This window comes from Streptomyces sp. NBC_01549 (genome assembly GCF_026339955.1).
Lineage (GTDB): Bacteria > Actinomycetota > Actinomycetes > Streptomycetales > Streptomycetaceae > Streptomyces.
Genome location: NZ_JAPEPW010000001.1, coordinates 644,372 through 665,481, shown reverse-complemented (window position 1 = coordinate 665,481; position 21,110 = coordinate 644,372). Strand labels below are relative to the sequence as shown.

The window sequence follows — 21,110 nt, the reverse complement described above, 5'->3', positions numbered from 1 at the left end:
CGAACGCCCTCGCCCCTCCGGAGCCCCCAACCCGGCGCCGAGCGCGCCCCAGGCGCACTGACCGAGGAAGCCGCATGCCCCTGTCCATCCCGCCCTCCGATCCCGACGGCACCCTCCCGCCGGTGCGCGGGCCCGCGCAGTCCTTCCCGCGTCGCGCCGGTCCCCGGGCCCCGTTCGCAGGTGTCGAGAGCGCCTTGAGCCCCTTCGCGGGGCCGGCCGGTCCGGCGGCGCGTCAAGCGCCGCTTCCCGGGCCGCGCCGGACCACGGACCTGCCACCTGTGCACACCGCGCTGATCTGCGTCGCCCTGCCAGGACTGACGATCTCCACGGACCAGGGGCAGCTGACCGGCCGCGGGCTGGAGGGGGTCTACCGCGCGGGCCGCCGGATGCTGTCCCGCTGCCAGGTGCGGGTGGCGGGTCGCGAACCCCTCGCCGTACAGGCCCGGATGGTCACCGCCGACCGAGCCCACTTCGTGGGGACGGTGCGTTCCTCCGCCGACGGTGGCCCGGATCCGGACGTGGTCGTGGAACGGACGCGTGACGCGGACGGCACGGAGCTGATCACCCTGCGCAGTGCGTCCCCCCGTGCCCTGCGCCTGCCCGTGGAGGTCGCGCTGGGCACGGATCTCGCGGAGCTCGGCTCTGTCGCCTCGGGCCGAGCCGGGCCCGAACTGCCCGCCAGCGTCCACGACTCGGGCCTGCGATGGTCCTGTGCCACCGGGAGCTCGATCGTCACCGCCGACCCACATCCCGCCGACGCCCTGGCCTCCGCGGGACTGCTCCGCTGGGAGCTCGAACTGCCACCCGGCGGTACCCGAAGTGTGGAGCTGAGGGTACGACCGGGCGGTGCGGGACCGTCCAGATCCGTGGGCCGCGCCGCCACGAGCCCGCTCTCCCCCGCGCGGGCCACGGGCGACGACCCCAGGGTCCAGGCGCTCCTGAACACCTGCGTCGAGGATCTCCAGGCGCTGCTGCTGCGCGATGCCGCCCACCCGGCGGACACGCACCTCGCGGCCGGGGCGCCGTGGCGCTGTGGCCTGGCGCCGGCCGAGGCACTGGCCGCGGCCCGGATGACGCTGCCGCTCGGCACCCGGCTCGCCGCGGGCACGCTGCGGACCCTCGCCCGCACCCAAATCTCAGGCCCGGGAGCCCAGTCCGGGCTGATCCCGGGCCCGCGCCGAGACGCGGGCCCGCACCTGCCTCCGGGATGCACGGGTACCGAAGCGACCCTGCTGTTCCCCGTACTGCTCGCGGAGGCCCGGCGCTGGGGTCTTTCGGAGCAGGAGACCGAACAACTGCTGCCCGCGGCCGAGCGGTGCCTCGCATGGCTGCGGACCACCGTCGGCGACGGCACCTATCTGCCCGATCCGTACCCCGGCGGCCCGTTCCGCTGCGAGACGCAGGCCCATGCCCACCGGGCGGCGCTGCTGGGCGCCGAGCTGCTCGACGCGTACGGACGGCCGGGTGGCGAGGGACTACTGCAGTGGGCCCAGGAGCTGCGGACCGCGTTCCGCGGGGACTTCTGGGCCGAGGACCGGGGAGGCGGTAGACCGGCGGCCGCCCGAGCCCCGGACGGGCGCCTCGTACCGCACCTCGGCGCGAGCACCGTTCACCTCCTCGACACCGGACTGCTGGGTTTTGGTGCGTTGGCCCCCGGCCTGCTCGACAAGGTGCAGACCGAGCAGCTGGCGCGGCTGCTCGGCGGCCCGGCCATGGACTCGGGCTGGGGGCTGCGCAGCCTGGGTGCCAAGGAGGCGGCGTACAACCCCTTCGGCCACCGGGGCGGCGCCGTACGCGTCCACGAGACCGCGATCGCCGTCACCGGTCTGGTCGCCGCCGGCCACGAGAAGGAGGCGAGCGCTCTGCTACGGGGGCTGCTGGCAGCGGCCGAGACCTTCGGGTACCGGCTGCCCGAGATGTACGCGGGCGAGCGGCGTACGGAAGGCGGCGCCCCGCTCCCACATCCCGCCGCGTGTCGGCCGGCGGCCACGGCGGCGGCCGCCGGGGTGCTGCTCCTGACCTCCCTCGCGGGCATCCGCCCCGACGCCCCGGCCCGGACGGTGACGCTGCGTCCGGTCGGCAGCGCGCCGCTGGGCGAGATCGGACTGACGGGACTGCGGATCGCGGGGGCCCCCTTCTCCGTACGTGTCAGCAGGCTCGGTCTCGCCATGGTGGAGGAGGCGGCCGACGGGCTGCAGTTGGGAGTGTGACCTTGCGCGACGCGTCCTTGGACGGCGACCGGAAGCGGCCGGTGGGACCTGAACAGGACGTAAGTGGATCATCAGTGGAAGCGACTGACGAAGGGCGTGTTTATCGTCAGGCAGACGACTATGATCGCGGCATGCCCTACGACCCGTCGGCCTTTCCGCCTTTTGCCGTGACCGTGGACCTGGTCGTGCTGACCGTGCGTCGCCATGCGCTGTGTGCGCTGGCGGTACGGAGGGGTGAACAGCCTTTCCAGGGACGATGGGCACTCCCGGGCGGCTTCGTACGGCCCGACGAGGATTTGGCGCAGGCGGCTGCCCGCGAGCTCGTCGAGGAGACCGGGCTGCGCGCCCATGACCCGTCGGCCCCGGCGCAGGACAACGGCGCGCACCTGGAACAGCTGGCGACCTATGGCGACCCCAAGCGCGACCCGCGGATGAGGGTGGTCAGCGTCGCCCATCTCGCGCTGGCCCCCGATCTGCCGGCTCCCAGGGCCGGAGGCGACGCCAACAGCGCGCGCTGGGCGCCCGTGGAGGAGTTGCTGCAGCAGGGCGGTTACGGCCGCGACGGCGAGCAGGCGGCGCCCCTCGCCTTCGACCACGCCCAGATCCTCTCGGACGGGGTGGAACGCGCCCGCTCCAAGATCGAGTACTCGTCGTTGGCCACCGCCTTCTGCCCGACCGAGTTCACCGTCGGCGAGCTGCGCCGTGTGTACGAGGCCGTGTGGGGAGTGGCGCTCGACCCGCGCAACTTCCATCGCAAGGTGACGGGCACACCGGGCTTCCTCGTGCCCACGGGCGGCACGACGACGCGCCAGGGCGGGCGACCCGCACAGCTGTTCCGCGCCGGCGGTGCCACGCTGCTCAATCCGCCCATGCTGCGCCCCGAGGTCTGACGGGGGCGGGTCGACCCACGGGGCGCGTCGCCCCGGAAGAGGGGTGGGAGCCGACTCGAACAATCCGCAAGATGCCCGAAAAATCGTGAATGTCACGCTATCTTGCTGTGAGTGATCCAGGCCATCGGATTGACCAGCAACCCCCGCAAGGAGCTTCCCCCCGCCGTCGACGACGTGTCCTTCGAGGCGCGCTCGGGCCGCGTCACAGCGCTCCTCGGAGCCCCGGGCGCGGGCAAGACGACGGCGCTGAGGCTCATGCTCGAACTCCAGGGGGGCCGTGGAATCACCTACTTCAGCGGTCGTCCGCTGCACCGGATCGCGCATCCCTCGCGTGAGGTCGGTGTGCTCCTGGGACAGGTGCCGGGCCATCCCGCGCGTACGGTCCGCGGTCAGCTCGGCATGTTGTGCGCCGCCGTCGGTGTGCCGCTTCGGCGCGTCGACGAAGTGATCGAAGCCGTCGGCCTCGTGAGCCTGCGCGACGAACGTCTGGGCACCCTGTCGCACAGCATGGACCGCCGTCTCGGCCTGGCCTGTGCGCTGCTGTCCGATCCGCGCACCCTCGTCCTCGACGGTCCCGCCGACGGCCTCTCCCTCGGCGAAGGCCGCCGGTTGCACGGGATTCTGCGCGCGCACGCGGCCCACGGAGGCACGGTGTTGTTCAGCACGGACGACCCCAAGGAGGCCGCTCGGACGGCCGACCGGGTCATCACGCTGGACGGAGGCCGACTCGTCGCCGATCAGGAGGCCGCGGACTTCGCCCGCACCCGGCTCCGCCCCCGGGTCGCCGTCCGCAGTCCGCACGCCGTCCGCCTCGGCGCCCTGCTGGCCAAGGAGGCCCGTGCCGCACAGCGTTCCGTCGAGGTCGTGCGCGAGGAAGGCAACCGGCTCTCGGTGTACGGCAGCACCTGCGCCGACATCGGCGAGACAGCCTTCCGGCACGGCATCCTCGTACACCAACTCGCCGACGAGACAGGTGACATGGGGCCACAGGCGGCGCTCCTTGCCGAGGGCCTCGCTCCCGAGACCGTCGTCCCCATGACCTCCGCCCCCACAGTCGCCGCCTCCACGACTGACGCCTCCGCGGCCGACGAGTCGGCGACCGACGGGTCCGCGATCGACGAATCGGCGACCGACGAAACTGCCGGTGCCGTGCCCGCGACCGGTGCGCACGCGGCCGACGAGCCGGGCCCGGCCGGGTCGTGGACCGGCCCGGTCACTTCGCTGGGCGCGCGGGACGTGCCCCAGCTCCCGCCCCTCATCGCCGTACGCCAGGCGCCGAGCCCGCTGCGTCCGCTGCGCTACGAACTGCGGCGCGCCACCGGTGTGGGCACCGGCTACCTCACCGCGGTCCTCGTGCTGGTCGCCTCTGCCCTGCTGTCCGTACTCCTGGCCAGAATCGGTCACACACCCCAACCGCGGCTCCTGGCCGCCTGGCCGCGGGAATGCCCCCTGCCGCCCGCCGCGCTCGGGGCGGGACTGCTTGGGGCGCTCGCCTCCGGCGAGGAGTTCCGCCACCCCGCCCTGGCCGCGGACCGTGGCACTGTCCCCCGCCGCCTGGGACTGCTCGCCGCCAAACTCCTCGTCGCTTCCGTCACCGCGCTGGTGCTGGCCGTCCTCACGGTGGGCTGCGACCTAGAAATGCTCTATCTCGTCTACGGACGGGAGCTCGCGGTGATTCCCGCGGAGTGGCTGTCGCTGAGTGCGAGTTGGATCGGCCTCACGGTGGGCTGCGCCTGGGCGGGGGTGCTGGCAGCGGGCATCTTCCGGTCCACCACCGCCGGGCTCGCGGCTGTTCTCGCCGTTCCGATCGTGGTCGTACCGCTCGTACAAAAGACCTTGGCGGGACCGTCCGTGCGGACGGCGGCCGGGTTTCCCGATCGGCTGCGCGAGCTCTTGCTGATGCAGTGGCCGTTCGGGGGAGAGCGCTATCTCGCGGCCGGGGCGCGCCTTGTGGCCCAACCCGTGGGCGGTGCACTGACGTTGTCGCTGACCGCTCTGCTCTGCGCATATCTGCTCACGACCCTGCGCAGCAGGGTGCGATGACGACCGTCCTTAATCTTCCGGTTCCACCGTGCGCACAACTCCCCGGAGAACGCTCATTTCTTTCCGATAAGGCGTCAATTGCGACGCGGTGAGCGATCACCCTTTCGTGTGCTTTTCACCAAAGACCTCAAGGGAGTTGGAGACAGCGCCGACAAATGATCCGTGAGTACCCTTGCGCACACCATGATGACCGCCGCCCGCTCCTCAGACTCCGGCCTGGCCGGCCCGGGCGGACTCGACCGCTACCCCTACGCCGAGGGCCCTGGTGCCGAACGCGTCGGCGCCTCCGCGTGGGAGGGCGCGGACCAAGAACTCGGTCGCGTCGGCCGGCGCGCGGCGGGCAGCCGCGGACGCGGACTGCACGGCCAACTCGTTCAACAGCTGGGTCAGATGATCGTCTCCGGCGACCTGGGCGCGGACCGTCCGCTCGTCCCCGAGGAGATCGGGCAGCGGTTCGAGGTCTCCCGTACCGTCGTCCGTGAGTCGCTCCGCGTCCTGGAGGCGAAGGGGCTGGTCAGTGCCCGCCCCAACGTCGGCACGCGCGTGCGCCCCGTCAGTGACTGGAATCTCCTCGACCCGGACATCATCGAATGGCGGGCGTTCGGGCCGCAGCGCGACGACCAGCGGCGCGAGCTGAGCGAGCTGCGCTGGACGATCGAGCCGCTCGCCGCGCGTCTGGCCGCCGGGCATGGACGTGAGGAGGTCCAGCAGCGTCTCGGCGACATGGTCGAGATCATGGGCCATGCCATGGCGCAGGGTGACTCGCTCACCTTCTCGCGGGCTGACGCGGAGTTCCACTCGCTGCTCATCCAGGTCGCGGGCAATCGCATGCTGGAGCACCTTTCCGGGATCGTCTCGGCCGCGCTCCAGGTCTCCGGTGGCCCTGTTACCGGCTGCGACCGGCCGAACGAGACCTCCCTGACGCACCACGGCCGGATCGTCGACGCCCTGGCCGCGGCCGACGGCGCGGCCGCCGAGGCGGCCATGCGGCAGTTGCTCGCCGTGCACCCCGAGGTGGAGCGCGTGGTGCCCGCGCCGCGCGAGCACTGATCGCGCCCCGAGGGCGGCGCGGTCGGGGGGCGTGTGCCCTCTCGTGGCATCGCTTGGTCTGTGAACCATCTCCCGCCGAACCCCGTCGGATCCTTCCGGGGTCCGGCGGGATCCGGCGATGCGATGAAGGTGATCAAGCCATCGGTTGAGGTGATGAACCCATCGGTTTGAGGTGATGAGTCCATCGACTGACCTTATTTGACCGTGTCTGGCCGCTTTTGGGCGCTTACGGGGTGTGACTCGGGCCACGCAGATTGGGCGTAACGCTCTTCGGAACTGCGCGATGACCTAAGAGGTGACAGCCGAGGAGGGAATACGGACGCCGTTTACGGCGCTGTGCATCTTCCCGGCCCCCACCCGCGCCGTCGACCCATCCCCAGTCGGCGGTCGTCGGCTCCTGTCCGCAGTGGACGGGGCCGGAAGCCGTTTTCCAACGTTCCGAGAGGTTGTTCGTGTCGGCCAGCACATCCCGTACGCTCCCGCCGGAGATCGCCGAGTCCGTCTCTGTCATGGCGCTCATCGAGCGGGGAAAGGCTGAGGGGCAGATCGCCGGCGATGACGTGCGTCGGGCCTTCGAAGCTGACCAGATTCCGGCCACTCAGTGGAAGAACGTACTGCGCAGCCTCAACCAGATCCTCGAGGAAGAGGGTGTGACGCTGATGGTCAGTGCCGCGGAGCCCAAGCGCACCCGAAAGAGCGTCGCAGCGAAGAGTCCGGCCAAGCGCACCGCCACCAAGACGGTCGCGGCAAAGACGGTGACCACCAAGAAGGCCACCGCCGCCGCCCCGGCAGTGCCTATGGCCGACGACCCGGCTGAGGACGCGTCCGCCAGGAAGGTCGCTGCCAAGAAGACGGTCGCCAAGAAGGCCGTCGCGAAGAAGACGGTCGCCAAGAAGACGGCGGCCAAGAAGACCACCGCCAAGAAGGACGACGTCGAGCTGATCGACGACGAGGCGGTCGAGGAGACGCCGGGCAAGCCCGGTGCCGAGGAGCCCGCCGAGGACGGCGCCCAGGGCTTCGTGCTGTCCGACGAGGACGAGGACGACGCGCCCGCGCAGCAGGTCGCCGCGGCCGGCGCCACCGCCGACCCGGTCAAGGACTACCTCAAGCAGATCGGCAAGGTCCCCCTGCTCAACGCCGAGCAGGAGGTCGAGCTCGCCAAGCGCATCGAGGCGGGCCTCTTCGCCGAGGACAAGCTGGCCAACGCCGACAAGCTTGCCCCGAAGCTCAAGCGTGAGCTGGAGATCATCGCCGAGGACGGCCGCCGCGCCAAGAACCACCTCCTGGAGGCCAACCTCCGTCTGGTGGTCTCCCTGGCCAAGCGCTACACCGGCCGCGGCATGCTCTTCCTGGACCTCATCCAGGAGGGCAACCTCGGTCTGATCCGCGCGGTGGAGAAGTTCGACTACACCAAGGGCTACAAGTTCTCCACGTACGCCACCTGGTGGATCCGTCAGGCGATCACCCGCGCCATGGCCGACCAGGCCCGCACCATCCGTATCCCGGTGCACATGGTCGAGGTCATCAACAAGCTCGCGCGCGTGCAGCGCCAGATGCTCCAGGACCTGGGCCGCGAGCCCACCCCGGAGGAGCTGGCCAAGGAACTCGACATGACCCCGGAGAAGGTCATCGAGGTCCAGAAGTACGGCCGCGAGCCCATCTCGCTGCACACCCCGCTGGGCGAGGACGGTGACAGCGAGTTCGGTGACCTCATCGAAGACTCCGAGGCCGTCGTCCCGGCCGACGCGGTCAGCTTCACGCTCCTCCAGGAGCAGCTGCACTCCGTCCTCGACACCCTGTCCGAGCGCGAAGCGGGCGTCGTCTCCATGCGTTTCGGTCTCACCGACGGTCAGCCGAAGACCCTCGACGAGATCGGCAAGGTGTACGGCGTCACGCGTGAGCGGATCCGTCAGATCGAGTCCAAGACGATGTCGAAGCTGCGTCACCCGTCGCGCTCGCAGGTGCTGCGCGACTACCTCGACTAGGTCTCGGTCGTACCGTCACCGAGGGCCCGACTCCCGATGGGGAGCCGGGCCCTCGGCGCTTGCATGGCGTGCGCGTCGCCGCCTGCTGGATCACTCTGGGTGTTCCATAGCCGTCTCAGAGTGAGGAGCGCGCATGCGCCGCCCTTTCGCCCCAGTACTGGCCCTAGCGGCCGCCGCGGCCCTCATACCGCTGGCGTCCCCCGCCCCGGCCGCGACCGACGACATCATCATCGGGGGCCATCCGGTCGACATCGCTCAGAGTCCGTGGACGGTGGCACTGTCCAGTCGTGACCGGTTCGGGGGTACGCGAGCCGGGCAGTTCTGCGGCGGCGTGGTGATCGGCCCGTCGCGCGTACTGACCGCGGCCCACTGTCTGAGTCCGGTCGTGCTGGGTGCGCCGCCGCAGCAGATCCGCGACTTGAAGATCATCGCGGACCGTACCGACCTGCTGTCCGGCAAGGGCAAGGAGATCCTGGTCCGCGACACCTGGGTCAATCCGCAGTACGACGCCGTAGCGAACGCCGGGGATTTCGCCGTGCTCACCCTCGCCTCCCCGCTGCCCCAGAGTTCGGTCATCCGTATGGCCCCCTCGGGGGATCCCGCGTACACGCCCGGTACGACCGCCGAGATCTACGGTTGGGGCGATACGACCGGCACCGGCAATTACATGCTGAGTCTGCGGTCAGCGAGCGTGAAAGTGCTGCCCGACTCTGACTGCGAGCGGGCGTACCCGGGGAGCGAGGACGGAACGTATCGAGCGGCTTCCATGGTGTGCGCCGGGGAGGTCGCGGGAGGGCGGGATGCCTGCCAGGGGGACAGCGGTGGCCCGCTCGTCGCCCAGGGGCGGCTGATCGGCCTTGTGTCGTGGGGTAGCGGCTGCGGGCAGGCGGGAAGCCCCGGGGTCTACACGCGGGTCTCTGAGGTCGTCAGGAGGCTCGGCTCGAACCGCTGAGGGCACCCGGGCGGAAGCGTTACGGAACGCAGCGGACCGAGGGGCGCCGGGGAGTGGTGTGAACCGGTGGCGCGTGGGGGGTGCGCGCGGAGCGGCACGAGCCGACGGCGCGTGGACTTCCGCGCCAACGGTACGAACCGGTAGCGCATGGAACTGCACGGAGCGACGCGATTCGCAACCGCACGGGGCCGTGTGCATGCGTTCTGGACGGTGGTGCACCGCACCGCCGGAAAGCGTTACGCATACGGGCGGCCACCCCAAGTAGCAGGGGTGGCCGCCCGTACACCGGCCTGTGCCGGAGCTGGCTCGTCGTCGTTGACGCGAAGTGTCAGCGCTCTTCGTCGTTGGACGTTGCCGGGACCGACGTGAGTCGCTCGGTCTCGTCCTGTATCTCAGCGGCGATCTTCTTGAGTTCCGGCTCGAACTTACGCCCGTGGTGGGCGCAGAAGAGCAGCTCACCGCCGCTGAGGAGGACGACGCGCAGATATGCCTGGGCGCCGCAACGGTCGCAGCGGTCAGCGGCCGTCAGGGGGCTCGCGGGGGTCAGAACAGTAGTCACGTCGCCTCTTCTCTAGCTCGACGAGCTGTCGTACCAGGGTCAACATCCAACCAGGCCGAAAACGTTCCCGCTCGTGGCCTTTCCTCGAAAAATTCTTCCGGGGCGGCTGTCTGCTGCCGGGTGGCGGCGAATGGGCCGTATTACGTGTCTTTGTGTCTTACGGGTTCGCGCTGTCTGTCAGGGTCGGTCCTCCCCGGCTGGCTTGCCGGTTGTTCATGAGGACGTGCCCGGAGCCTAAATGGTTCATGCCTGGAAGGGAACGTGATATGTACTTCACTCAATCGAGGGATCGAACACTCATGCGAGCCTGGACTAGTCTGAGTTCATGCGAGGGTGGCGTTACAACGGCTCTACCAGGCCTCGGTACCCTCTGAGCGGCGACCGAAGCCGGCCCCTTACCCAAAAGGGTCCCATCTGAAATTCAGCGAGGAGCGAACCGCGTGACCGCCGACACGTCCGTGCCGTCCACAGCGTTGCTGACCGGAGCAGACCGGGACGGTTCCAACTACACCGCGCGGCACCTGCTCGTCCTCGAGGGGCTCGAGGCCGTGCGCAAGCGCCCCGGCATGTACATCGGCTCGACCGACAGCCGCGGTCTGATGCACTGCCTGTGGGAGATCATCGACAACTCCGTGGACGAGGCCCTCGGGGGCTACTGTGACCACATCGAGGTGATCCTGCACGACGACGCCTCGGTGGAGGTGCGGGACAACGGCCGCGGCATCCCGGTCGACGTGGAGCCCAAGACCGGCCTGTCCGGCGTCGAGGTCGTGATGACCAAGCTGCACGCCGGCGGCAAGTTCGGAGGCGGCTCGTACGCGGCCTCCGGCGGTCTGCACGGCGTGGGCGCCTCCGTGGTCAACGCGCTCTCCGCCCGTCTGGACGTCGAGGTGGACCGTGGTGGTCACACCCATGAGGTGAGCTTCCGGCGCGGCACCCCCGGAGCGTTCAAGGCGGACGGCCCCGACGCCGCCTTCGACGCGACGAGCGGGCTGCGCAAGCTGAAGCGGATCCCCAAGACCCGAACCGGAACGCGCGTGCGCTACTGGGCCGACCGCCAGATCTTCCTCAAGGACGCCAAGCTCTCCCTGGAGCACCTGCACCAGCGCGCCCGTCAGACGGCCTTCCTGGTGCCCGGCCTGACCATCGTCGTCCGTGACGAGTACGGGCTGGGCGAGGGCGGCAGCAAGGGCGAGGAGTCCTTCCGCTTCGACGGCGGCATCAGCGAGTTCTGTGAGTACCTGGCCGCCGACAAGCCCGTCTGTGACGTCCTGCGCTTTTCCGGGCAGGGCACCTTCAAGGAGACCGTCCCGGTGCTCGACGAGCACGGACAGATGACGCCCACCGAGGTCACCCGTGAGCTCGGTGTCGACGTGGCGCTGCGTTGGGGCACCGGCTACGACACGAACCTCAAGTCGTTCGTGAACATCATCGCCACGCCCAAGGGCGGCACCCACGTCGCCGGCTTCGAGCAGGCCGTCGCCAAGACGATGAACGAAGTACTGCGGGCCAAGAAGCTGCTGCGGGTCGCCGAGGACGACATCGTCAAGGACGACGCCCTGGAAGGCCTGACCGCCGTCGTCACCGTGCGCCTCGCGGAGCCGCAGTTCGAGGGCCAGACGAAGGAGGTCCTCGGCACCTCGGCGGCGCGCCGGATCGTGACGAACGTGGTCTCCAACGAACTCAAGGCGTTCCTGACCACCACGAAGCGGGACGCGGCCGCCCAGGCCCGGGTCGTGATGGAGAAGGCCGTCGCCGCCGCGCGTACGCGGATCGCGGCCCGCCAGCACAAGGACGCGCAGCGTCGGAAGACTGCCCTCGAGTCCTCCTCACTGCCCGCCAAGCTCGCGGACTGCCGCAGCGACGACGTCGAGCGCAGCGAGCTCTTCATCGTCGAGGGAGACTCCGCGCTCGGTACCGCCAAGCTGGCCCGGAACTCCGAGTTCCAAGCGCTGCTGCCGATCCGCGGCAAGATCCTCAACGTCCAGAAGGCGTCCGTCACGGACATGCTCAAGAACGCCGAGTGCGGCGCGATCATCCAGGTCATAGGGGCCGGGTCCGGGCGGACGTTCGAGATCGACGCGGCGCGGTACGGGAAGATCATCCTGCTCGTCGACGCCGACGTCGACGGCGCGCACATCCGGATTCTGCTGCTGACGCTGTTCCAGCGGTACATGCGGCCGATGGTCGAGGCGGGGCGGGTGTTCGCCGCGGTGCCGCCGCTGCACCGTATCGAGCTGAGCCAGCCCAAGAAGGGCCAGGACAAGTACGTCTACACGTACTCGGACCGTGAGCTGCGCGAGACGCTGCTGGAGCTGCAGCGCAAGAACGTGCGCTACAAGGACTCGATCCAGCGTTACAAGGGTCTCGGCGAGATGGATGCCGATCAGCTGGCCGAGACGACGATGGACCCGCGGTACCGGACGCTGCGGCGGATCAACATCTCCGACCTGGAGGCGTCCGAGCAGGTTTTTGATCTGCTGATGGGGAACGATGTGGCTCCTCGCAAGGAGTTCATCTCCAGCTCTGCGGCGACGCTGGATCGGTCGCGCATCGACGCGTAGGCGCTGCGCTGGCGGGTCGCCGGTGCCTGCGCCGGGTGCCGGCCGGTGGTGGGTGAGGACGAGGCCGTTCAGGCCGATGTGGGGGTCTGGGGGCGGCAGCCCCCAGTGGGGTCGAAGGGGCGGAGCCCCTGGGGATGGGACGGGTAGGGGCGGCGGGGGCGAGAAACGCGGTCGGTGGGGGAGCGGGCCGCGAGGGGGCTCCACCCGTGGGTGGAGGGGTGGGGTGGGTGCGGATCCACCCACGATCCACCCGGGCTCCGATCTGGTGGGCTGCCGATTTCCGTAGCGTCGAAGGCGTCGACAGCGCTCGCTGCCGGAACCCGCTCTTCCTCGCCCACGGAGGTCGTGATGTCCGGGCTTGTCAATGCCTTGGTGATCCTCGCCGTTGTTGTCCTGGTCGTCGCGCGCCAGTTCCGTACGCGCAGGATCACCACAGACAGGCGCTGGTGGATCGTGCCGGCCATCCTGGCCGTGATGGCCCTGCGGGAGCCCGGCCTGATCGACACCCACCATCGGGCCGAGGCGATGATGCTGCTGGGGGCAGAGCTGTTCATCGGGCTGGCCACCGGAGCCGCGTGGGGATGGACGACACGGATATGGGCGGAGCCAGACGGCTCGCTGTGGAGCAAGAGCACCAAGGCCAGCGCGGCCGTCTGGGGCCTGGGCATAGCCCTGCGGCTGGGACTGTTCGGCATCGGCATCCTGCTGGGCGTCCACCAGGACAGCTCCGCCCTGCTGCTCGCCCTGGCGGCCACTTTGCTGGTCCGCTCCGGGATCCTGGCCTGGCGCTCGCAGTCTCTGCCCCCGGCCGTCGCGCAGGCGACGGCGTACGGTGACGACGTGCCCCGGGGCTCATGGAAGGAGCGCGTGTGACGGAGAACGCCTGGAAGCGCTGGCCCTCCCGCGAGGCGCTGTCCCGAACGGGAGTGGCCAAGCCCAGGCGCGCGCTCGCCTGGGCCTCGCGCCTCTTCGCCCTGGGCCTGCTTCTGTGGACGACCTTCATGAGCAGCCATCTGGGTGCCTGGCGGATCGTGGCGGACGTCTTGGGGATTCTTGTCTGCGGGCTGGCGGCATGGGCCTTCTGGCGGACCACGCTCGAACACCGTCTGCTGCCCTCACTGGCGCTGCTCGCCCTGCTGCTCGCCATCGCGACGGTGGGAGTGGGCACGGGCTTCCGGGTGCCGGCCATCGTCCTGTGGTGCGGGTGTGCCATCAGCGCCCTGGAGAGGCTGCCTCTCGCGGCGGCACTGCCTGCCACCTCCGTCGCGCTGAGCGCGTTCGCGGCGGTGAACAACGACGTCTGGCTGACCACGGCGGCCACCGCCGTCGGGCTCGCCCTGGCCGGATACGTGCTGCGCCTCGATGCGGAGGCACGGGGCAGTGCCCAGCGGTTGCTCGCTCAGGAGCGGGCGGCTCGGGTGGCCGAGGCAGAGTCCGCGGCGCTCGCGGAGCGGGCCAGGATCGCGAGGGAGATCCATGACGTCCTGGCGCACAGTCTCTCGGCGCAGATGGTGCATCTGGAGGCGGCCCGGCTGCTGATCGAGCGGGGCGCCGAGCGGGAGCAGATCCTCGAACGGGTCGTGGCGGCACGTGGGATGGCCCGTGAGGGGCTCGCCGAGACCCGGCAGGCGCTCTCCGCCCTTCGGGGTGAGATGTCCCCGGTGGAGGACTTCCTGAGCGAGCTGGTCGCCACGGCGGACGGCGCCGACGTCACCGTGGAGGGTGAACGGAAGCCGCTGCGCGCCGAGGCCTCGCAGGCGGTGCGCAGGGTGGCGCAGGAAGCCCTGACGAACGTCCGCAAGCATGCGCCGGGCGCCAAGGTCCACATTCGGCTCGAGTACGGCGAGCAAGAAGTGACGCTGGATGTACGGGACTCGGGAGGGCCGCCGGGCGAACTCAGCGGCGCGGGGGCCGGGTACGGTCTGCTGGGCATGCGGGAGCGTGCCGAGCTGCTGGGCGGCTCGTTGGAGGCCGGGCCGGACAAGGAGGGGTTCGTGGTGACGCTGAGGGTGCCCGTATGACGGAGGAGGAGACCAGGAAGCCGGCTCGGGTCGTGGTGGCGGACGACCAGACCGTGGTGCGCGAAGGCATCGTGATGCTGCTGGGTCTGCTGCCGGGCATCGAGGTCGTGGGTGCGGCCGGGGACGGCTACGAGGCCGTGGCACTTGTGGCCGAGCTCGCCCCGGACGTCGTGCTGATGGACCTGCGCATGCCGCGATGTGGCGGCGTGGAGGCGACCCGGCGCATTCGCGCCGAGCATCCGGGGACACAGGTCGTCGTGCTCACCACGTACGCGGACGACGAATCGCTGTTTCCCGCGCTCAGAGCGGGGGCCCGCGGCTATCTCACCAAGGACGCGGGCGGCGACGAGATCGTGCGCGCGGTGGAGAGTGTGCTGTCCGGGGACGCGGGACTCTCGCCGAGCATCCAACGGCGACTGCTGGAGCGGCTGTCGGAGCCGGCGGCGGCTCCGGCGCCCGATGCGCTCGTGGAGCCGCCCGATGGGCTGACCACACGGGAGACCGAGGTGCTGCTGCTGATCGCCGAGGGCCTCACCAATCAGGAGATCGCCCGCAAGCTGCATGTCTCCACCGCGACAGTGAAGACCCACATCAACAACCTCTTCGCCAAGACGGGCCTCAAGGACCGTGCTCAGGCGGTGCGTTACGCCTTCGGAAAGGGTCTCGTACGGCCGCCGACAGGATGAGTCACCTGATGGGGTGAAGAGCGCGGAGAGAAGAGTCCGGGATCTTCCCGATCTGTCCATCCTTGGGCACGCGGCCGAAAAAGGGTCGCGGACAAGGAGAGTTCGGTGGAGAAGCACGACGGTCGCGATACCGGAGAGGCCCGGTTCGATGACCCTTGGTACGACGCGCTCGCCTCCGGCTGGGGTGAGTTGGACGGCACGGGCGCGCCGGCTCCCGCAGTGCCGTCCGCGCGCCTGGAGCGCGAAGGCCGCACGGGCGGGACGGCCGACGTCTATCTGGAGGTGCAGCGCAGCGCGGCCTTCCAGGAGGTGCGCAGCCGGTATCGGAGGTTCGTGGTGCCGGGCGTCGCGGTGTTCTTCACCTGGTACGTGGGCTATGTGGTGACCGCGACGACGGCGCCCGGGTTCATGGCCCGGCCCGTCGCCGGCGCGGTCAACGTGGCGATGGTGGCGGGGCTCGGGCAGTTCCTCACCACGTTTCTGTTCACGTGGGCGTACGCGCGGCATGCGCGGCTGCGCAGGGACCGGGCGGCGCTCGATCTGCGCTGGGACACCCAGGAGCTGACGAGGAGCGTCAGAGGTGGTGAGCGGTGACCGGCACCCATCAGACGCTGGCGCTGCTGCTGTTCAGCGCGTTCGTGGCGGTGACGCTGGGGATCACGACGTGGGTGAGTCGCAACCGGCACGGGTCGGCCGAGGAGTTCTATGCCGGCGGGCGGCTGTTCTCGCCCATGGAAAATGGTTTTGCCATCTCGGGCGACTACATGTCGGCGGCGTCCTTCCTGGGCGTCACGGGGCTCATCGCGCTCTACGGCTACGACGGGCTGCTGTATGTCGTCGGGTTTCTCGTCGCGTGGCTCGTCGTCCTGTTCCTCGTCGCCGAACTGGTGCGCAACTGCGGGCGGTTCACGCTCGCCGATGTTGTCGCGGCCCGGATGAGTGAGCGGCCGGTGCGGATCGCGGCGGGAACCTCTTCGGTGACCGTGTCCGTTCTGTATCTGGTGGCGCAGATGGTGGGGGCGGGCAGCCTGGTAGCGCTGCTGCTGGGAGGTTCGAGCGAGGCGGCGCGGAACTGGACGGTGATCGGCGTCGGCGCGCTCATGGTGATCTATGTGTCGCTGGGAGGGATGCGGGCCACCACGTGGATTCAGATCGTCAAAGCGGTCCTGTTGCTGAGCGGTTCCATTGTGTTGACCGTGCTTGTCTTCATGCGGTTCCACGGGGACGTCAATGAGTTGCTGCGTTCGGCGGCGGAGCGCAGCGGGCACGGTGACGCGTTTCTCGCACCCGGGTTGAAGTACGGCGGGGACTGGACGGCGCGCTTCGACTTCATCAGCCTGGGCCTCGCGCTGGTGCTCGGTACGGCCGGTCTGCCGCACATCCTGTCGCGTTTCTACACCGTGCCGACCGCGCGGGCCGCGCGGCGCTCGGTGGTCTGGTCGATCGGGCTCATCGGGGGCTTCTACCTGATGACGATCGTGCTGGGCTTCGGCGCGGCGGCGATCGTCGGTCCGGAGGCGGTGCGGGGGTCGAACGCGGCGGGCAACACGGCGGTTCCGTTGCTCGCGCTTGATCTGGGCGGCGGTGCGAACTCTGCGGGAGGAACGGTTCTCTTTGCCGTCGTCGCGGCCATCGCCTTCGCAACGATCCTCGCGGTCGTCGCCGGGATCACCCTGGCGTCCTCGGCGTCCGTGGCCCACGACCTCTACGCCTCGCTGCGCCGTCGGCATGCGAAGCCCCGCAGCGAGGTCACCGTGGCGCGCACCGCGGCGGTGGGTATCGGGGTGGTCGCGATCGCGCTCGGGCTGCTGGCCCGCGACCTCAATGTGGCCTTCCTGGTGGGCCTTGCCTTCGCGGTCGCCGCGTCCGCGAACCTCCCGGTGCTGTTGTACTCGCTGTTCTGGCGGAGTTTCACGACCCGCGGCGCCGTGTGGGCCGTATACGGAGGCCTGGTGCCTGCGCTGCTGCTCGTCCTGCTGTCGCCGGTGGTGTCGGGGAGTCCAGACTCGCTGTTCCCGGGTGTGGACTTCCAGTACTTCCCGCTGCAGAACCCCGGCCTGGTGTCGATTCCGCTCGGTTTCCTGTCGGGCTGGCTGGGCACGGTCACGTCGGCGGAGCCGCCGGACGAGGCCAAGCACGCGGAGACCGAGGTGCGGTCGCTGACGGGTGCCGGGGCGGTCTGAGGGCGCCCCCTGCGAGTGTCCGGGACGCCTCCAGCGGGCGGGGGCGCTTCCGGCGACGTACAGCCCGGCGACGCACGCCACGTGCCGGGTGGGTGTGACGGCTTTGGCGCGGGCTCAGGGTGCCACCCAGGCATAGCGGTGTTCCGGGCGGCCCGTGTCGCCGTACTTGAGCGAGAGGCGCAGCCGTCCCGCCTGCTCCAGGTGGCGCAGATAGCGCTGGGCGGTGGAGCGGCTGAGCCCGGTCTCGGCCGCGACCTCGTGGGCCGACAGCGGCTGGTCCGCGCGGTGAAGGACACCGCAGATCAGGTCCGTGGTGGGTTCCGAGTGGCCGCTGGGCAGTCCCGGCGACGACGGGACGGACGTGGTGCGCAGGGCGCTGAAGATCCGGTCGACCTGCTCCTGGCCCGCCACGCCGCGCCCGCCGACCCGGTCGACGGTGCGCCGCAGGGCCGCGTACGAGTCGAGCCGGGTGCGCAGCGCGGCGAAGGTGAACGGCTTGACCAGATAGTGCAGGGCACCCAGGCGCATCGCGGCCTGCACGGTCGTCACATCGCTGGCCGCGGTGATCATGATGACGTCGGTGCCGTGGCCGCGTTCGCGCATGCGGTGCACCAGTTCGAGGCCCGTCTGGTCGGGCAGATAGTGGTCGAGCAGGACCAGGTCGACGGGCGCGCGCTCTACGGCGGCCAGGGCCTGGGCAGCGCTGTGCGCGCGGGCGGCCACCCGGAATCCGGGAACCTTCCCCACGTACTTCGCGTTGATCTCAGCGACGCGGAAGTCGTCGTCCACGACCAGGACGTCAATCATCGGGCCTCTTTCTCTCAAGGCCTGGCGAGCGTTAAGCCCGTGTTTCGGCTCCGCTGTTGTAGCGCGAGCAAAATGAGCACAACAGACTCTTGCAAGCAGAAGAAGGCCTTGCGCCCAGAAGACTGATGCTGTGGCCCGCGCCACATCTACGGTCCCGGGCCATGAGCGCAGACACCAGCCCCGCCATTGAGCTGCGGGGCGCGAGCAAGATCTTCAAGACCCCGTCAGGGGGTCTGCACACGGCGGTCAGGGAGCTCGATCTGACCATCGGCCGTGGCGAGTTCGTGGCTGTCGTCGGCCCCACCGGCTGCGGGAAGTCCACGACTCTGACCCTGGTGAGCGGTCTGGAGGAGCCCACCGAGGGCGAGGTGCTGGTGGCCGGTGAGCCGGTCGCGGGCGTCGGCGACAAGGTCGGCTTCGTCTTCCAGCAGGACGCCACCTTCCCTTGGCGCACGGTCCTGTCCAACGTCATGGCGGGCCCGCGTTTTCGCGGTGTTCCGAAGGCGGAGGCCAAGCAGCGGGCCCGCGAATGGCTGGCCAGGGTCGGACTGTCGGCCTTCGAGGACCGCTACCCGCACCAGCTCTCCGGTGGTCAGCGCAAGCGCGTCGCCCTCGCCGCGACCTTCGTCAACGACCCCGAGATCCTGCTGATGGACGAGCCCTTCTCGGCGCTCGACGTGCAGACCAGGGCCCTGATGTCGGACGAGCTGCTGGAGCTGTGGGAGGGCACGGGCGCCTCGGTCGTCTTCGTCACCCACGACCTGGAGGAGTCCATCGCGCTCGCCGACAAGGTCGTCGTGATGACCGCGGGCCCCGCCACCGTGAAGCAGGTCTTCGACATCGATCTGCCGAGGCCGCGCAAGGTCGAATCGGTGCGCCTGGAGCCGCGGTTCATCGAGATCTACCGCGAGATCTGGGAGTCCCTCGGTGAAGAGGTCCGCATCACCCGAGAGAGGGGCGCCGCGAATGTCGCCTGACGTCATGCCCGAGGCCGTCGTCGCGGCGACCGTCACCGAGCCCGCCAAGCCGGGACGCGCCCACTCCCGTGCCCGTGCCGCCCGCAGACGCAGGGTGATCGTCGCCGCCGCCCGTGCGGTGCTGCTGATCGCCGTGCTCGGCCTCTGGGAGGTGTTCGCGCGCGCCAAGATCATCGACCCGTTCAACTTCTCCATGCCGTCGAAGATCTGGGACCAGGTCTACACCTGGGTGACCCATGGGACCGCGCTCGGCTCACTCGGCGAGCAGATCTGGTACACGCTCCACGAGGCGCTGCTCGGCTGGGTCATCGGGGTCGTGACCGGCGTGGTCTTCGGTATCGCGCTGGGACGCATCGCCTTCCTCGCCGATGTCCTTGGTCCATACATCAAGGTGCTCAACTCCATACCCAGGATCGTCCTCGCACCGATCTTCGTGATCTGGTTCGGGCTCGGGCCGGCCTCCAAGGTCGCCTCGGCCGTGGTCCTGGTCTTCTTCCCGGTCTTCTTCAACGCGTTCCAGGGTGCCCGCGAGGTCGACCGAAACCTCGTCGCCAACGCCCGGATCCTCGGGGCGAGCGACCGCCGGGTGACGCTTCAGGTCGTCATCCCCTCCGCCACCTCGTGGATCTTCACCAGCCTCCATGTCAGCTTCGGCTTCGCCCTCATCGGTGCGATCGTCGGTGAGTACATCGGCGCCACCAAGGGTATCGGCCTGCTCGTCGCCCAGTCCCAGGGCACCTTCAACGCGGCGGGTGTGTACGCCGCGATGGTCATCCTCGCCGTCGTCGCCCTGCTGGCCGAAGGGCTGCTCACCTTCGCCGAGCGCCGCATCTTCCGCTGGAAGCCGTCGGACTCCGAGAGCTGATCGGCAGACAACACCCCCCGGGGCGCTCGATTTCCTCTCAGGGCCCTCCAAGGTGCCCGACTTCCTCTCAACGCTTTCCAGGGTGCTCCCCTTTCCGCTCAACGCTCCCCAGGGCACCCCTTTTCCCGCACTGCCCTCTCACAAGGACGTGACCCATCATGCGTAAGACCGCCAGATACTCCGCGCTGGCAGCCGCCGGTCTGCTCGCCCTCTCCTCGCTCACCGCCTGCGCCAACGACGCGGCCTCCACCACCGCCGACTCCGGCAGCAACGGGGGCGGCGGCAAGGGGGAGCACGTCAAGATCATGGTCGGTGGCCTGGACAAGGTCATCTACATGCCGGCGATGCTCACGCAGCGGCTCGGCTACTTCAACGACGAGGGTTTGAATGTCGAACTCCTGAGTGAGCCGGCCGGTGTGCAGGCGGAGACCGCACTCGTGTCCGGACAGGTCCAGGGAGCCGTCGGCTTCTACGACCACACGCTCGACCTGCAGACCAAGGGCAAGGCCGTGGAGTCCGTCGTGCAGTTCTCGCACGCGCCCGGCGAGGTGGAGATCGTCTCCAAGAAGCGAGCGGACGATATCACCTCGCCCAAGGACTTCAAGGGCAAGAAGCTCGGCGTCACCGGGCTCGGTTCCTCCACCGACTTCCTCACCAAGTACCTCGCGGTCAAGAACGGTGTGAAGGTCAGCGAGTTCGCACCGGTCGCCGTCGGCGCGGGTCCGACCTTCGTCTCGGCACTCCAGAAGGGGGCGATCGACGGCGGCATGACGACGGACCCGACCGTCGCCACGGTCCTGCAGAAGGGCCTCGGCAAGGTGCTCATCGACATGCGTACGCCGAGTGGCTCGCAGGAGGCGCTCGGCGGACCGTATCCCTCGTCCAGCCTCTACATGCAGACGGACTGGGTGAACGGCCACAAGGAGACGGTCCAGAAGCTGGCCAACGCCTTCGTGAAGACCCTCAAGTGGATGTCCACGCACAGCGCCTCCGAGATCGCAGCCAAGATGCCCGCCGACTACTCCCAGGGCAACAAGACGCTCTACGCGACCGCCATCCAGAGCACGCTGCCGATGTTCACCAAGGACGGCGTGATGCCCGAGGACGGCCCCGAGACCGTCGAGAAGGTGCTCAAGGCGTTCAACCCCAACATCAAGAACGCCAAGGTGGACCTGAGCAAGACCTACACCACGGAGTTCGTGAAGAAGGCCGCCACCGGCTGAGGAAGAAGGCCGGCACCGGCGGAGTAAAGAAGGCCACCACTGGCCCCGGGGCGGGGCGCGCGAGGCCTCTTCCCCCGCCCCCCGTGGCCGCGCCT

Annotated in this window: 17 protein-coding genes; 15 read left to right on the top strand and 2 right to left on the bottom strand. The window is 69.6% G+C overall.

Annotated elements, in window-relative coordinates; translation table 11 throughout:
- The first annotated feature begins 74 nt into the window (after positions 1-74).
- The 6 genes from OG819_RS02790 to OG819_RS02765 all read left to right on the top strand — a co-directional run bounded on the left by OG819_RS02790 (position 75) and on the right by OG819_RS02765 (position 9,130).
- Positions 75-2,210, top strand: a complete 2,136-nt coding sequence (locus OG819_RS02790; RefSeq protein WP_266647852.1) for a glycogen debranching N-terminal domain-containing protein — start codon at positions 75-77, stop codon at positions 2,208-2,210.
- A gap of 131 nt (positions 2,211-2,341) precedes the next feature.
- Positions 2,342-3,100, top strand: a complete 759-nt coding sequence (locus OG819_RS02785; RefSeq protein ID WP_266430237.1) for an NUDIX hydrolase — start codon at positions 2,342-2,344, stop codon at positions 3,098-3,100.
- Positions 3,101-3,211: 111 nt separating this feature from the next.
- The gene (locus tag OG819_RS02780; protein WP_266647850.1) at positions 3,212-5,143 is read left to right on the top strand and encodes an ABC transporter ATP-binding protein; all 1,932 of its coding nucleotides are present in this window, start codon (positions 3,212-3,214) and stop codon (positions 5,141-5,143) included.
- Positions 5,144-5,305: 162 nt separating this feature from the next.
- Positions 5,306-6,193 (top strand): FadR/GntR family transcriptional regulator, encoded by an 888-nt coding sequence (locus OG819_RS02775; protein WP_266430231.1) that lies wholly within the window; start codon positions 5,306-5,308, stop codon positions 6,191-6,193.
- A gap of 452 nt (positions 6,194-6,645) precedes the next feature.
- On the top strand, positions 6,646-8,178 hold the full coding sequence (locus OG819_RS02770; RefSeq protein WP_266586535.1) for an RNA polymerase sigma factor: 1,533 nt from the start codon (positions 6,646-6,648) through the stop codon (positions 8,176-8,178).
- Between the two features lie 133 nt (positions 8,179-8,311).
- Positions 8,312-9,130 (top strand): serine protease, encoded by an 819-nt coding sequence (locus OG819_RS02765; protein WP_266629475.1) that lies wholly within the window; start codon positions 8,312-8,314, stop codon positions 9,128-9,130.
- A 328-nt stretch (positions 9,131-9,458) separates the two neighbouring features.
- Here OG819_RS02765 and OG819_RS02760 read toward each other — a convergent pair whose 3' ends face one another.
- Positions 9,459-9,689 carry a hypothetical protein gene (locus OG819_RS02760; RefSeq protein ID WP_075030622.1) on the bottom strand — a complete coding sequence of 77 codons (231 nt, stop codon included), beginning with the start codon at positions 9,687-9,689 and terminating at the stop codon, positions 9,459-9,461.
- A gap of 440 nt (positions 9,690-10,129) precedes the next feature.
- Between OG819_RS02760 and OG819_RS02755 the strand changes: the two genes are divergently transcribed.
- The 6 genes from OG819_RS02755 (at position 10,130) to OG819_RS02730 (ending at position 17,143) form a co-directional block, all read left to right on the top strand.
- Positions 10,130-12,253 (top strand): type IIA DNA topoisomerase subunit B, encoded by a 2,124-nt coding sequence (locus tag OG819_RS02755; RefSeq protein WP_266629478.1) that lies wholly within the window; start codon positions 10,130-10,132, stop codon positions 12,251-12,253.
- Between the two features lie 348 nt (positions 12,254-12,601).
- Entirely contained in the window at positions 12,602-13,126 is a 525-nt protein-coding gene (locus tag OG819_RS02750) for a DUF1453 domain-containing protein (RefSeq protein ID WP_266629480.1), read from the top strand.
- Positions 13,123-14,274 carry a histidine kinase gene (locus OG819_RS02745; RefSeq protein WP_266647847.1) on the top strand — a complete coding sequence of 384 codons (1,152 nt, stop codon included), beginning with the start codon at positions 13,123-13,125 and terminating at the stop codon, positions 14,272-14,274. Before OG819_RS02750 ends, OG819_RS02745 begins: the two co-directional genes overlap by 4 nt.
- The gene (locus OG819_RS02740; protein WP_266629484.1) at positions 14,271-14,960 is read left to right on the top strand and encodes a response regulator transcription factor; all 690 of its coding nucleotides are present in this window, start codon (positions 14,271-14,273) and stop codon (positions 14,958-14,960) included. The genes OG819_RS02745 and OG819_RS02740 overlap by 4 nt, the downstream gene beginning before the upstream one ends.
- A gap of 105 nt (positions 14,961-15,065) precedes the next feature.
- Positions 15,066-15,554: a DUF485 domain-containing protein gene (locus tag OG819_RS02735; protein WP_266586547.1), complete on the top strand. Its 489-nt coding sequence runs from the start codon at positions 15,066-15,068 to the stop codon at positions 15,552-15,554.
- Positions 15,551-17,143, top strand: coding sequence for a cation acetate symporter (locus tag OG819_RS02730; protein WP_266430206.1), 1,593 nt, complete (start codon positions 15,551-15,553; stop codon positions 17,141-17,143). Before OG819_RS02735 ends, OG819_RS02730 begins: the two co-directional genes overlap by 4 nt.
- 114 nt (positions 17,144-17,257) lie before the next feature.
- On the opposite strand, the gene OG819_RS02725 is transcribed toward OG819_RS02730, so the two are convergent.
- Positions 17,258-17,950 (bottom strand): response regulator, encoded by a 693-nt coding sequence (locus OG819_RS02725; protein WP_266647845.1) that lies wholly within the window; start codon positions 17,948-17,950, stop codon positions 17,258-17,260.
- Positions 17,951-18,111: 161 nt separating this feature from the next.
- On the opposite strand from OG819_RS02725, the gene OG819_RS02720 reads away from it, so the two are divergent.
- From OG819_RS02720 to OG819_RS02710, 3 genes are all read left to right on the top strand, one after another.
- Positions 18,112-18,927 (top strand): ABC transporter ATP-binding protein, encoded by an 816-nt coding sequence (locus tag OG819_RS02720; protein WP_266430202.1) that lies wholly within the window; start codon positions 18,112-18,114, stop codon positions 18,925-18,927.
- Entirely contained in the window at positions 18,917-19,792 is an 876-nt protein-coding gene (locus tag OG819_RS02715; RefSeq protein WP_266629489.1) for an ABC transporter permease, read from the top strand. The genes OG819_RS02720 and OG819_RS02715 overlap by 11 nt, the downstream gene beginning before the upstream one ends.
- A 158-nt stretch (positions 19,793-19,950) precedes the next feature.
- Complete coding sequence (locus tag OG819_RS02710) at positions 19,951-21,015, top strand: ABC transporter substrate-binding protein (protein ID WP_266430196.1); 1,065 nt, start codon at positions 19,951-19,953, stop codon at positions 21,013-21,015.
- The last annotated feature ends 95 nt before the right edge of the window (positions 21,016-21,110 follow it).

Bases quoted from the DNA above. Each gene is read 5' to 3' on its own strand.
- OG819_RS02790 (WP_266647852.1), top strand. From the start codon at position 75: ATGCCCCTGTCCATCCCGCCCTCCGATCCCGACGGCACCCTCCCGCCG.
- OG819_RS02785 (WP_266430237.1), top strand. From the start codon at position 2,342: ATGCCCTACGACCCGTCGGCCTTTCCGCCTTTTGCCGTGACCGTGGAC.
- OG819_RS02765 (WP_266629475.1), top strand. From the start codon at position 8,312: ATGCGCCGCCCTTTCGCCCCAGTACTGGCCCTAGCGGCCGCCGCGGCC.
- OG819_RS02750 (WP_266629480.1), top strand. From the start codon at position 12,602: ATGTCCGGGCTTGTCAATGCCTTGGTGATCCTCGCCGTTGTTGTCCTG.
- OG819_RS02740 (WP_266629484.1), top strand. From the start codon at position 14,271: ATGACGGAGGAGGAGACCAGGAAGCCGGCTCGGGTCGTGGTGGCGGAC.
- OG819_RS02725 (WP_266647845.1), bottom strand. From the start codon at position 17,950: ATGATTGACGTCCTGGTCGTGGACGACGACTTCCGCGTCGCTGAGATC.
- OG819_RS02720 (WP_266430202.1), top strand. From the start codon at position 18,112: ATGAGCGCAGACACCAGCCCCGCCATTGAGCTGCGGGGCGCGAGCAAG.
- OG819_RS02715 (WP_266629489.1), top strand. From the start codon at position 18,917: ATGTCGCCTGACGTCATGCCCGAGGCCGTCGTCGCGGCGACCGTCACC.
- OG819_RS02710 (WP_266430196.1), top strand. From the start codon at position 19,951: ATGCGTAAGACCGCCAGATACTCCGCGCTGGCAGCCGCCGGTCTGCTC.